9 protein-coding genes are annotated in these 13,010 nt (G+C 55.7%); 5 read left to right on the forward strand and 4 right to left on the reverse strand.

Translation table 11 applies throughout. The annotated features are described in order from the left end of the window. Positions 1-197 precede the first annotated feature (197 nt). Together RE6C_RS01925 and RE6C_RS01930 are read left to right on the forward strand one after the other, a co-directional pair. Positions 198-1,961, forward strand: coding sequence for a membrane protein (locus tag RE6C_RS01925; RefSeq protein WP_008653338.1), 1,764 nt, complete (start codon positions 198-200; stop codon positions 1,959-1,961). Next, entirely contained in the window at positions 1,958-2,563 is a 606-nt protein-coding gene (locus RE6C_RS01930; protein ID WP_008653339.1) for a hypothetical protein, read from the forward strand. Before RE6C_RS01925 ends, RE6C_RS01930 begins: the two co-directional genes overlap by 4 nt. Here RE6C_RS01930 and RE6C_RS01935 read toward each other — a convergent pair. After that, the gene (locus RE6C_RS01935) at positions 2,539-3,315 is read right to left on the reverse strand and encodes a hypothetical protein (RefSeq protein WP_039960976.1); all 777 of its coding nucleotides are present in this window, start codon (positions 3,313-3,315) and stop codon (positions 2,539-2,541) included. The genes RE6C_RS01930 and RE6C_RS01935 overlap by 25 nt on opposite strands. A gap of 257 nt (positions 3,316-3,572) precedes the next feature. Here RE6C_RS01935 and RE6C_RS01940 point away from each other — a divergent pair, with 257 nt between their 5' ends. From RE6C_RS01940 to RE6C_RS01950, 3 genes are all read left to right on the forward strand, one after another. Then, positions 3,573-4,346, forward strand: coding sequence for an RsmE family RNA methyltransferase (locus RE6C_RS01940; protein ID WP_039960984.1), 774 nt, complete (start codon positions 3,573-3,575; stop codon positions 4,344-4,346). Between the two features lie 120 nt (positions 4,347-4,466). Then, positions 4,467-5,807 (forward strand): DUF8689 domain-containing protein, encoded by a 1,341-nt coding sequence (locus RE6C_RS01945; RefSeq protein WP_008653345.1) that lies wholly within the window; start codon positions 4,467-4,469, stop codon positions 5,805-5,807. Positions 5,808-5,948: 141 nt separating this feature from the next. Further along, positions 5,949-9,182 (forward strand): serine/threonine protein kinase, encoded by a 3,234-nt coding sequence (locus RE6C_RS01950; RefSeq protein ID WP_008653347.1) that lies wholly within the window; start codon positions 5,949-5,951, stop codon positions 9,180-9,182. Between the two features lie 12 nt (positions 9,183-9,194). On the opposite strand, the gene RE6C_RS01955 is transcribed toward RE6C_RS01950, so the two are convergent. From RE6C_RS01955 to RE6C_RS01965, 3 genes are read right to left on the reverse strand one after another with little or no spacing between them, the layout of a single operon-like run. Beyond that, complete coding sequence (locus RE6C_RS01955; RefSeq protein ID WP_008653349.1) at positions 9,195-9,857, reverse strand: HAD family hydrolase; 663 nt, start codon at positions 9,855-9,857, stop codon at positions 9,195-9,197. 2 nt (positions 9,858-9,859) lie between these two features. Then, the gene (locus RE6C_RS01960) at positions 9,860-12,199 is read right to left on the reverse strand and encodes an efflux RND transporter permease subunit (protein ID WP_008653351.1); all 2,340 of its coding nucleotides are present in this window, start codon (positions 12,197-12,199) and stop codon (positions 9,860-9,862) included. Then, positions 12,196-12,867 (reverse strand): signal peptidase II, encoded by a 672-nt coding sequence (locus RE6C_RS01965; RefSeq protein ID WP_008653352.1) that lies wholly within the window; start codon positions 12,865-12,867, stop codon positions 12,196-12,198. Before RE6C_RS01965 ends, RE6C_RS01960 begins: the two co-directional genes overlap by 4 nt. Between the last annotated feature and the right edge of the window lie 143 nt (positions 12,868-13,010).

Raw genomic sequence — 13,010 nt, forward strand, 5'->3', positions numbered from 1 at the left:
GTACGTCACTGGTGAACCCGCCGAATAGGATTCTCGTTCCGTCGGCGAATTTGGTGAACGGCTTGGATTCCGCCGCACAGATTCTGCTGCCAGGAGCCAGATTCGGCGTGCGGGAAAAGCGTTCACCGCGCTATAATGCTGATAATTGAACCGCACTCGTTCCGAGTTCACAACTTCGGGCACCCACGGAGCTATCCATGACCAGCGTCGCCCCATCGCAGGATCCGCACGACGAGTTGACCCAGTGGTCGCCCGAGGAAGCCAAGGCCAAAGTTGAATCGAAAGTTCGATCGGCCCGCAGACGAATGATGCTCGGCAAGTTTGGACGCACGTTCGCGGTGACTTGGTTCGTCGGTTTGATTGTCGCAACGATCGCGGTCGGGGCGATGGCCATCACCCCGTTGCCGCTGGACCGCTTTGGATTGGAATCGTCCGACGTTGGAGCGACCGAGTTGACGGTGCAGCAATGGGCGATGGGATGGATCGTGGCTGTCACAGTGGTTTCCATTCTCGTGTCCGCGATTGTGACATTGGTCACGGCTCCATCGGTGATGCGCGTCGCTGCCGAAGTCGATTCGCGATTCGGTTTGAAAGAACGCTTGAGTAGTGCGTTGTCATCCGATGGTTCGTCAGATGGAAAATCCGCGGCGGGCAACGCTCTCCGACAAGACGCTGCCCGACGAGCCAACAAGCTGAACGTGGCGGAGAAGTTTGCATTGTCACCTCAGCGAGTTTCTTGGTTGCCGCTGGCGATTGTTCCGATCTTGGCCGTCATGGTTTTCGCAATTGAGCCGGCAACCGAAATCACTTCCGAGCTGAACAACGAAGTCAACGCGAGCGAAGTTCGGCAAGTCAAAATTGCCGCCGCGGAATTGAAGAAGCGTCTGGCTCAACAAAAACGCGAAGCCGATGCGAAAGGTTTGCTCGAGGCTCGCGAGCTGTTCGAGAAGATGGAATCGCAGCTCGACAAGATCACCGAAAGCAAAACGCTGAAACGCAAAGACGCGTTGCTGGAACTCAACGACATCAAAGAACAAATCCAAGCTCGCAAGGATCGACTGGGCTCACCGGAAGAGATGCGGAAGACGCTCGCTCAGATGAAGGGGCTCGACGGCGGCCCGGCCCAGAAGGTCTTGTCGCAGATTCAGAAAGGTGAGTTTGGTAAAGCAGCGGAAGAGATCAAAAAGCTTGCTGAGCAAGTGAAAAATGGCAAGCTCACCGATCAGCAGAAAGAGAAGCTGAACAAGCAGATCAAGAAGATGGCTGAGCAGATGAAAGCGGCTGCGAAGAACCACGAGGAGAAGAAGAAACAACTGCAAGAAAAGATTGACCAGGCCAAACGAGAAGGACGCAACGAAGAGGCTGCCAAGCTGCAACAGAAGTTGAACGAGTCTGAATCGGCCGATGCACAGATGCAGCAAATGCAAAAGATGGCTGATGCGATGCAGCAAGCCGCTGACGCAATGCAGCAAGGCGACGAATCCGCAGCTGCTCAAGCGATGGAAGAAATGTCCAACCAGTTGGGCGAAATGCAGATGGCCATGTCCGAGCTGGAAGATTTGGAATCGGCCTTGGGTGACCTGTCGCAGTCCAAAAACCAAATGAACTGCAAGCAGTGCAACGGCGATGGTTGCCAAGCGTGTCAGGGACAGGGATTCGGCGAAGGCGAAAAACCAGGGATGGGAATGGGACGCGGGAAAGGCAAAGGTGACCGACCCGAAGAAGAAACAGACATCAACACCTACGACACCCAAGTTCGTGGCAAGGTCAAACGTGGACGAGCGATCATCGCCGGTTTCGCGGACGGTCCCAACCGAAAAGGTGTGACACGCGCAGACATCCAGTCGGCGATCGAGTCGAACCTCAGCGAAGAAAGTGATCCACTCGAGGACCAGGTCTTGCCTCGCGACGAACGGGAACAAACTCGCGAATACTTTGACCGATTGCGAGAGGGTTCATGAACCGCGGCAACGTCTTGATGGTTGTTGTTGTTTTGCTGGGATGCGTTTGGCGAGGGCTGTGGCTGTCCGCCGGCGTGACGGATTCGACCTCGGTGGCCGATGCGACTCGTACTAAGTTGCTCAGCCAAATCGCTGATGAACTGAAGGCACGCGGCCAAGTCACCGGTCTGCAGAGCCTGCATCGCGTTCAGGTGTTGGCGTATTTTGATGATGCTGGATTTGCGGATTCAACAGTTGCGTCCTCGCGATCGTGGAAGCTTGATTCCGTTCAACGATTCGATCCCGACGCGGAAGTTTGGATCGTGTCGGGGGCTGATGGCAAACCAGGTTGGGATGGTTGGGATGACAACCAAAATGGCACGGTCGACGACCTGAGCGAGCTTGGTGCCGCGTGGAGCGATGATCATTGTCTGACGCCGCTGGACTCCGGGTACGAACAAGTCGATCCAGCCTATTCGCGGATCATCAATCGCGGCACGTTTGTACCATCCGACTTCGAATCTTTCGCGGCGGACCATGCCATCAAGACGGACGAAAGCGACCGCCGACCAAATTCGTGGCGAGTGACGTTCGTTGATCAGGCCGCGGCTGATTCTCTTTGAGCAACTGTTGCAGAAGCCCAAGCTTGACGTTGCTGGTCCAACCGATGGATCGCTTGTTCATCGATTCGTTGACATCGTTCGCGTGCTCCCCATGCCAGCACGACGTGCGTCCAAAGCGCCAATTGACGGTAGTTTTTGCCAGCCCACTGGGCGATGTATTGTGCAGCGGATTCGGTCATGCGAGGTTGAAATTGACCGGCGTGCGATAACGCTGCCAGGAGACAACGGGCGAGCGAGTGTTTGGAAACGCTCATTTCGTGACTGACACCGGAGAAGGTTGCTGGTCCCATCACAAGCAACGTCATTGGGCTGCGCCGTGGATCGAGCTTCAATGATTGCCTGTACCACTGGATCGTTGCTTGGTCGGGTGTTCCGTCGACGATGCACAACGTGTGGATGCCAACGGTCTGATTGCTTCTTGCAGTCGACAGCCATTGATGACAAACGTCACGGTCGAAGTTCGTCGCTTCGGTTCCCATGACGTCCAGCGGCAGGTCAGCCAAACCGTGTGTCGCCATCCACTGTCGAGCCCAGGTGGTTGCTCCGGATCCCGGGCGGGTGATCAACTTCGCGATTCCGACGTTGTTTCGCAGAATGGTTTCCAGCCAGATTCGAGCCTGCGAGTGTTCTGCAGACGCGAATAGAAAATCGTCCGGCTGCGATGGAACGTTGACCGCAGGAGATTCGGCAAATGGTTGGCGGAACAATCCCCAGTGGCTTTGATCGGCCGGGCTGAGCAACGGGATCGGCATCGACGGCAGTCTCTCTCTCGGAAAAGAATCGGCTGGCCCGGCGGGGCGATGCATAAACGAAGCTGACGTGGCTGCAATTCGTTTCAGGCATCTCTGTTGGCGTGGGGCACCAACCGGGCTTCGCTATTCAGTCAGATCGACTGACCCGCTCGCCGATCACTTTCCGTTTCGGTTACCTTGCACCGATCGGTGCAACCGGCACGATCAGACCTTTTGGCATCTTTTGTATCTCCTCGAATTTTCCTGAACCGCCCGCGATGACTCGACGCTACTACGTTCCCGATCTGCGAACCCAAGCACCCATTGTGCAACTGCCCGATGAAGAGGCTTCCCACGCGTCGCGGGTCATGAGGGTGCAAACTGGCGACTGGATCGAGTTGTTTGACGGGTGTGGGCACCAGGCGGATGCGGAAGTGGTTACTGTCAGCAAACGAGAATGTGTTGTCCGGTGCGATGCGATCAAGGCGGTTGATCGCGAGCCAAGCGTTGCGATTGATCTCGCGATCGGTTTGCCCAAACCGGATCGAGCCAAAGAGATGATCGAGCGATTGACCGAGTTGGGCGTCGCACGCGTATTTCCGATTGTCTTTGAAAGAACCCAGCGGCCTCCCAAAGACAACTTTCTCGACAAGCTTCGAAGGATCGTGATTGAGTCGTGCAAGCAATCGGGACGCAACGTTCTGATGACAATCGAATCACCAACCGACTTCGCCAGCTTCGCCGAGACAATCGCCGCGAACAACAGCATCAGTGATGAGGGAGATGCCCCGTCGAGTTGGCAACGGGTGCTGGTCGCGATGCCGGACTCACCGCCGCTCAACGCAATGGATGTCAATCAAAACGACATGGGCCAATCCGATGTAAACGGCCGACCGAGCACGCTGGCATTGATCGGCCCCGAGGGTGGGTTGTCGGAAGCGGAGCACCAACGATGCATCGACATCGGAGCAGAATCCATCGGATTAGGGCGACGGATTCTGAGGATTGAAACGGCTGCGGCAATTGTTGCGGCACGTTTGGTAGTGGATTGATAGATATGTTCACTAGGGAGGCAGGTTGCGGTTCGGTCTCGAATCGCAAGCTAGGTTTGCATGGCCAACGATCTCGTCCCGCTGGGGTGGGTTGTTCGGAACTAATGCAAACAACTCCAAATGCTTGCTTCACGCATGAATGCCCTGCTAACCGACACACACAATTTCGAATCAGCCGCGTTGGGCGGTCTGTTGACGGACGATACGTTTTGGCCAGCGGAACCCCGCTCGCTGAATGAACTCGGCCTGTCGGTCAGCTTTATCGAAGCATTGACAATCAAGTCGATCCATCAAATCGGAACCATCAGCGGCCGCAGTGTGGCAACGATGATGGGTTTGCCCTTTCGTTTGGTGGAACCCATTGTCGATGCGCTTCGAACTCGGAAGTTTGTCGCACACGTGCGGCCGGCGGCATTCAACGACTACTACTACTCGCTGACCGAACTGGGGCAAAAGCGGGCGCAAACTCACCTGCAACAATGCAGCTACATTGGGCCGGCACCCGTGCCATTGGCTGACTACTCACTCAGCGTGGAAGCTCAAGCCGCCGGCGTCGATCCCATCGAGCGAGATGATTTGCAAGCTTCGCTTTCGAAGATCTCCTACCAGGATGAGTTGCTCGACCAGATTGGTCCCGCCATCAACAGCAACACCGGGATGTTTTTGTTTGGTCCTCCCGGCAATGGCAAGACCACCATCGCTCGAAGCTTGACTCAGTGTTTGGGCCAGGAAATTTGGATCCCTCATGCAATTCTGGATGATGGCAACCTGATCAAAGTCAAAGACGATGCCTATCACCAAGAAGCTCCCGTGCCGGAAGGCGACGGTCAATTGTTGAAGGCACAAGAATGGGACAAGCGTTGGGTGCGAATTCAACGACCCAGCGTTGTTGTCGGCGGTGAGTTGGTGATGGAGAACCTCGAAGTTCGCCACGATCATCGATCGAATATCTGCGAAGCGCCGCTTCAGATGAAAAGCAATTGTGGTTGTCTGTTGATCGACGACTTTGGTCGTCAACGAATCGCTCCGGAAGAGTTGCTCAACCGGTGGATTGTGCCGCTGGAAAATCGATGCGATTACCTGACGTTGCCAACGGGAAAGAAGATTCAGATCCCATTTGAGCAGCTCATTTTGTTCTCGACCAATCTGAATCCGGATGACCTCGTTGACGAAGCATTTCTTCGCCGCGTGCCCTACAAGATCTTCGTGAACGATCCGTCGCCGGATGAGTTTCGGTCACTGATGAAAACGGTTGCTTCACAAATGGGTTTCCCTGAGACACCCGAAGCCGCCAATCATTTGCTCGCCTATTACAAACAAAACAATCGACCACCGCGTCGATGTCACCCCCGAGACTTGTTGACGCAGGTCGCGAATTTCTGTCGCTACCGTCGATTGCCTTTGACATTGCGACCGGAGTACCTCGATCAAGCCTGCCGCAGCTACTTCAGTGCTCTCTAGGATTAGTACTAAACGGGCTCGCCCCTTTTCGAGCAAGGCTCGATCCTTCCTCATTTTTCAAAGCTTCGGATTCCATCAAGGAATTCGTGACGAACCAAACTTTCCAATTCGCCGCTCAACAATGTTGTTCACAGTCGTCCGATGACCGTCAAGACAACCCAAACGATCGCTCCCGGATACGAACCAATCACTGGCTACACGCTGGAAAAAAAGATTGGTGAAGGGGGATTTGGTGAAGTGTGGTTGGCCAATGCGCCAGGCGGATTGAAAAAGGCGGTCAAGTTCGTGTTTGGTGCCAACGACGCCCGACGCGGTTCACGCGAGCTGAAATCGTTGGAGCGAATCAAGGGAGTTCACCACCCGTTTTTGTTGACTCTGGAGCGATTCGGAATCGTGGACGATCGCTTGGTGATCGTCACGGAACTGGCGGACGGATCGCTCGAAGACGTTTTGAAACGACACCAAGACCGCGGTTCATGCGGCATTCCTCGGGCAGCATTGCTGTCGTATCTGCACGATGCTGCGGACGCGTTGGACTATTTGCACGGCAGCTATCAACTGCAGCACCTCGACGTGAAGCCGGGGAACTTGTTGTTGGTCGGTGGACACGTCAAAGTCGGTGACTTTGGTTTGTTGAAAGATCTGCGAGAGATCGATCACTCGGTGATTGGCGGATTGACGCCCATCTACGCTCCGCCGGAACTGTTCGACGGTCGGCCATGCATCAACAGCGATCAGTATTCGCTTGCGGTGATGTATCAAGAATTGTTGACGGGAACGCGTCCATTCACCGGTCGCACGATCGCTCAATTGGCAACGCAGCACATCCATGCGGCACCCGTGTTGGATTCATTGCCAGCGGCAGACCGTGTGGCGGTGGCGCGCGCATTGGAGAAAGATCCGGAGCGTCGTTTCGACTCGTGCAAAGACTTCGTCGAAGCCCTGCGAACGACCCGTGGACGCGACGAGACGCCGATCCACACCTCCGCCAAACCAAGCATTCGGACTCGTCAGGAAGCGGTTGAAGACTTGCCAAGTCTGAAGTCCGGAAAAGCAATGGTACACGCCCGTGTGACGGGACATGCTTTGGTGGTTGCCGTCGGCGGTGTCGGAGCAGAATGCTTGCATGAACTGCGCAACCGTGTTGCGACTTTGCACAGTGCATGTCCTTTGGATTTGCATTCGGTGTTGATCGATACGGATATGCATACCATTCACGCGGCTCGTTTGGCGGAGGCATCGGACCGCATTCCACCGGCGACGATCCTGCACACACCACTCAAATCAGCTCAGCAATATCGCGAAGGACGGACCGATCACTTCCGATCGTTGTCGCGTCGTTGGATCTACAACGTGCCTCGCAGTGGTACGACCGAGGGCATGCGTCCACTGGGACGACTGGCGATGATTGACCACGCGAAAACCATTGACTTGGGGCTTCGCGAATCGATCGATCACTTGGCGGCCGTTTGTGGTGACCGTATTCCATCGGTCTATATCATCGGTTCGCTTTCAGGCGGAACGGCGAGCGGAATGGTGATGGACTTGGCACCTCGCATTCGGACCATCTTGGATGAAGCAGGCTTGGAAAGTGCTTCGGTGTTGCCGTTGCTTTCGACTGTGTCGCTGCAAGGCAACCCGCACCAACCATTGACGTTGCACGATTCATTCGCAGCGATCTCTGAGATCGGTCACTACATGTTGCCCGAGAATAGCTATCCCGGGGATCCCGGCGTTGACTGGTCCGGTGTTCCGGCGTCTCGGAATCCGCTGCGAAATGCGTATGTCGTCGTCGACGGCGATCACGCTCTTCCGTCAGGTTCTGCCGCGGCAACGATGGTGGACTACTTATGGGCGGATGCGACCGGCGCAGGCGAGTTGTTGGCGGAAGCTCGACGAAGTGACCAAGCCGACGCGGCGGTGCTCGCGAAGCCTATGTTGCGATCTGTCGGAGTGGCCCGATTGAAATGTGTTCGAGCGTTGGAAGAGAACCTGCTCGCACCCGCCGCCGCACGTCACCTGTTGTTGCGTTGGCTCGGCAATCCCAACGAGTCACGCCAGATCGCAGGCCCAACGACCGAACGTTTGCGGAAGCGGTGCGGTTTGGAGATCGCGAATTATTTGGACGAAGTGAAGGCACCCTTTGGCCAAGACGCAGACGCAATTGCTCGAAATCTATCTGAGATGCTTTCGCGACTATCGGTCCAGGAGATGATGGATGGCCCACGAATCGCGCGACTGTTGAAAGAAAAACTGAGCGAGTGTGATGTCTTGGATCGGTTGGACCGTCGGGCAGCGACCCAAATGGTCATGCTTCGTCGCGAAGTTTCGGTCCGGATGCACGACGGACGAATCGACGTCACGTCGAGCATCCAGGCCACCGAAGGATTGATGAAGTGGTGCTCGACCCAAGTCCAGAAACTCGAACAATTCCGAACCGACCTGCGAGAGCAGCAGACCGCCTTGCGGCAAGAGCTACGCTCCGATACCGATTTGGAACGCGAAATCGAAGCGGCTGAGAAGTTGGCGATGATGGAGTTGAATCTGATCGCATCGGAAATGGCAGGCGAACAACTCAAAGCATTTGCAAAACGAATCGAGAGTCTGCATGCGACTTTGACCAAGATGGCGGTTGGAATCGCAAAAGCCATTCGATGTGTTCCCGGTGACAATCGTGACACTGAAAACCCGTGGACGGAGATGCCCCAGGAGATTCAGATGCGTTTCAATGCGGTTCTAGAAAACCTGCATTCACAAACCGCGTCGCCTTGGTTGCTTGGTCCGTTGCGTGATGCAAAGGTCGAGTGGGACGAACAGGAAATGGCAACCGATTTAGTCGGGAAGTGTCTGCCCGTTGTCGAGAACGTGATCGACGCTCATCGACAATCGTCTGCTAGTTTGAACGATTCGACGACCTCATCGGCGTCGGTTCTGACTCAGGATTCAGATCTGACGAACACCCAAACAATCCATGAACAACGCGACACCAACACGGATCAGTTAGCACGGACAGGAGTCTGCGAAACTCAGACGTTTGAGCAACCACAGAACGGCACTTCTTTGTGGAATGAACAAACGACGATTGAATCCGCGCTGCAAGTTGCATCGCCACCGTTGCTGCAATGCGGCGGTCGCCAACGCCTGTTGTTGTTGGTCGGAAGTGAGTCGGACCGCGAACGTTTGGAACCTCAGGTTTCATCCGCTCACACGGGATCACTGACGACGGTGGTGATACCAGGCGTCACGCCAATCCTTGTTCACGAAGCCCAGCAAATTCCGATCGACAATGTTTTGGAACAGTTGGAATTGGTTTCTGGTGGCAACACGCAGGTCAGTAAACGCTTGCATGCTCGCAGCGACGTGAATTGGAAATAAATACCTAGCCTTTCAAGCGTTGGTGGGCTGCGGTAGCAATTCCCAAAGTCGCGGATCGGCAAGTGAATCGGCGATCAACTGGACCTCCTCAAAAACATGCGACCGAGTGTGCTCGTTGGGGACGGCAACCGTGAACGCACCGGCCGAAACCGCCGCTTTCGATCCGTTGCCGCTGTCTTCCAATACGAGCATTTCTGAGGGCGATACGCGGAGCCGATCGGCCGCTTTCAGATACATTTCTGGATTGGGTTTGCCGTGAGTGACATCGTCACCGGTCAATATAAACGCCAGATCGCCGGACCATTCGGTCGTCGGCAAGATCATGTCCACGAACTTGCGACGACTGCTGGTGGCCAAACCAAACGGCAGTCCACTGGTTCGCAACCGATCGATCCATTCTGCCAGACCTGGCATCGGCCGAAGTTCTTCAAGCAACAGATCGCCATAGACGTCATCAGACTCAGCGAGCAAAGACACCGGGTCGTCGTCCAATTGGTGGTGATCGATCATTTGACCAACCGCGGACAAGCCTACCCGGCCCATCATCTTTTGTTGCAGTTCCAAGGTGAACGTGTGACCGCGACGTTCCATCAACACTTGGCCGACTTGGAAATAGATCCGCTCGGTATCGAATAGCAGCCCATCCATGTCCAAAGCGACGCCTCGAAGATGCATGTTCAATCCAGTTTACAGTATGAGTGTTTCGAACGATCGACCGCGACAATGGCAGCGGGCAACAACGTGAGGTTAATCAAGGCGGACGCCGCCAATGTCGCGGCGATCAACATGCCAAAGGTGGCCGTGGGGATGAAGGGGCTGGTCATCAAAATGCCAAACCCAATCACCAATGCCAATGTCGCAAGCAAGATCGGAGTCGCCACATCCGTCGCCGCGTCGGTCGCGGCCACCACCACAACCACGCCCGCAGATCGTGCACGTTGATAGCCCGCCAGGAAGTGAATCGAACCGTCGATAGACAAACCGATGGAGACCGCACCGATCATGGCGGATCCCAGGTCCAAGCCTCCGCCGGCGAGTCCCATCGCGGCCAGAACTAACATGACTGGCAACGTGTTGGTCAACAATGCGACAAGAGAGTATCGCAGGCTTCCCGTCGCAATTCCAATCAAGATGCCGACCAAGGCCAGAGCGATCGCCAAGGCTTTCCATTGATCGCGAAGCAAGCTGCTGACGAGCTGAGACATTAAAACTGAGTAACCCGTGACGAGTCCTCCTTCATCAAATTCATGCGTCAATTGCGCGACTTGATGAATGAGTTCTCGTTTTACCTTGCCGGGCATGCTTTCTTCGCTTCGCAGCATGATTCTCAGTTCTCGCGTCCCGCCTTCTTTGGGTGGATCGAACGTCAACAGAGCGTCGGCGAAAGTTGGGATCGCGGTTCTCATGCCTGCCAAGCGGACTTCGGGTGTCACGATGGATAGCAGTGGACTCTGGGCCGCAACTGCGTCGGCGTCTGCGAGTGACAAGACCTTCGTCAGACGGTGAGTTTGTCCGGTGGAGGAATCAACAACTTCCAGTTCACGCAGCTTGTTCTCAAAGGTTTGAACCCGAGACACATACTCCGGCGAAATGGTTTCTGGTGCGGGAAGTACCACGTCCCAGACCCCCGCGCCACCCAGTTGCTGTTCCACTCGAGCGTAAGCTTGAACGATGCCGCTGGTTTCGCGAAAGTTGCTGAGGAAGCTGGTTTCCGTTCTTAATCGAGTGACCATTGTCGTGCTCAGAACCAGAGCAATGATGGAGACAATCGACAACAGTTTGCTGTGGCGAAGGCTGGTTGTTACCAAGTGAACGAGAAATCGTTTCAAGAGATTCGGTGTCTGGTATGACTGCGCCGGTTGAGACGGAGTTCGTTTGCCCGACGGCAGGCTCATCAGGGCGGCAGTGAACCAAACCAGTGCGGCGACGATCGCTAGGGCGGCGACGGCGGTCATCGTGCCGAATTGCTGAACCGGTCGCACTTGGGAATTTAAAAGTGAAGCGAACCCGCCCGCATCTGTTAGGCAGGTCCAAAGAATTGGGATCGCCAAGAATGCGGTGACTCGGACGATCGATTCGCTCGTATTGGATTCGCCTGGGGCGTTGGAGTTGTCTCGCGAGCGGACTCCGATATGCATCACAGCAGCCACCACGATGACCGCGATGATTGCAATCAGAATGGTCGAGACCAATGACATTTCCATGCCCAACGCGACGATGGACGCTCGTGTGCAAAGCGTTGCCCATACGATTGCCATGGCGGCCAGCAAGACAACGCGGTAATCGCGAAGCGTCAACATCATCACCAGGCTCAGCAGGCCGATCGTGCCCCACGCCAATCGGTTGCCATCAGCTTGGATCATGTCAAAAGCATCGTCGAGCAGCACCGGTTCACCAATCAAAACCGGGGCTCGCTCGGAGGGGATTTGATCAGCGAGCCGTCGCAATTCCGCGATGGCCGATTCGGTCTGCCCCGGTTGAAGCATCGCCACAATCGCAGCGGTCTTCTCGTCCTGCCCATGTGTGTACCCCGCGAAGAGATCTCGAAACGAATTCGCGACCGGGTCGTCTTTCGCCAGCATCTTTGACGGAGGCGGCGGAGCCTGCGAATTGGATGGAAGAGATCCTGTCAGGAGCGAAAACTGTGGCCGAATATACGCAAACGCCTGGACCAATTTCGAGACTGACAAAACGCCTCGAACGCCATCGATTGATTCAGCAGAGGTGGTCCAGGCTTGATTCCGGGCGACTCCTTCTGGGGTCATCAACTCGGCGTCATCGTAGACCAACATGACGACCAAATTGCCGCCAAAGGTTTGCTGTAGATGTTGATACTGAATGAGCGTCGGATCGGTTGGCGAAAACATCGCCGCCAGCGACCGGTCCATCCCCAGATCCGTCTGATAGATCGCGAGCGGGATCGCCGAAACACATCCGGCGAGGAACAACCACCAACGCCAAACCCAGAGCAATCGAGCCAGAGTGTGTCGCGGCGACGCGATCAGCGAAGTCTTCACGACGCGGCCGGCTTCGTGCCTTCGGTCGGTTCGTCCGGCACCCTCCGGCCTGGTAGCTCATTGCCGTCGGCCTCACCGTGCGGTGGCGGCGGGAAGAAGAAGGATTGAACCAACAGCATGATCGCTCCGGTGACCAACAATGAATCCGCAATGTTGAAGTTGGGCCATTTCCATTGATCGGATGCCTGCCAAAGGATCCAATCGCGAACGCCGCTTTGCCATTGATCCGGCATTCCCGGTTCCCACCAGAACCCTAGCCGGTCGTAAAGGTTGCCGATGATTCCGCCGGTGATGCACCCCAGGGCGAACGTCAACCAACACGACCGCGCGGCTTTGAAGAAGAACAGCCAAATGATGATCGCCGCAGCGGCAAAGACAGAAATCGCCGCGAACACCAAACCTTGGCCGGCTCCCAAACCGAAGACCGCCCCGATGTTCACCGCGGTTTCAATTCCGAAGTAGCCTTCAATGATCCAGTGAATATCTTTGGTTCCCGGCAAGCCGCGCCATTGGAAGATGGCCTCTTTGCTCCACAGGTCCAACGCGCCACCAGCGATGGCGAGACCGAAGAACAATGCATAGCGGCTGGCGGGAAACGCTGGCCCCTGACTAGCGGTTTTCGCTGGGGTGGGGGCGTGTCCGGAAGGATTCACTTTGGCTGAATTCATTCGGGCGGGCCAAATGGAGGAACGCGAAGCAGAACGTGCCTGCTCGGAGTGCTTCAATCAGCCAGCACCGTAGATTGCGGAGACAAAATTTCCCAGATGACTATTCGAGAAGAAGCCGCAAACGTTTCAGAATGTTGGAAAGC

The organism is Rhodopirellula europaea 6C, assembly GCF_000338295.1.
GTDB lineage: Bacteria > Planctomycetota > Planctomycetia > Pirellulales > Pirellulaceae > Rhodopirellula > Rhodopirellula europaea.

Coding starts and splice junctions, on each gene's coding strand:
- RE6C_RS01925 (WP_008653338.1), top strand. CDS start 198: ATGACCAGCGTCGCCCCATCGCAGGATCCGCACGACGAGTTGACCCAG.
- RE6C_RS01930 (WP_008653339.1), top strand. CDS start 1,958: ATGAACCGCGGCAACGTCTTGATGGTTGTTGTTGTTTTGCTGGGATGC.
- RE6C_RS01935 (WP_039960976.1), bottom strand. CDS start 3,315: ATGCCGATCCCGTTGCTCAGCCCGGCCGATCAAAGCCACTGGGGATTG.
- RE6C_RS01940 (WP_039960984.1), top strand. CDS start 3,573: ATGACTCGACGCTACTACGTTCCCGATCTGCGAACCCAAGCACCCATT.
- RE6C_RS01945 (WP_008653345.1), top strand. CDS start 4,467: ATGCTTGCTTCACGCATGAATGCCCTGCTAACCGACACACACAATTTC.
- RE6C_RS01950 (WP_008653347.1), top strand. CDS start 5,949: ATGACCGTCAAGACAACCCAAACGATCGCTCCCGGATACGAACCAATC.
- RE6C_RS01955 (WP_008653349.1), bottom strand. CDS start 9,857: ATGCATCTTCGAGGCGTCGCTTTGGACATGGATGGGCTGCTATTCGAT.
- RE6C_RS01965 (WP_008653352.1), bottom strand. CDS start 12,867: ATGAATTCAGCCAAAGTGAATCCTTCCGGACACGCCCCCACCCCAGCG.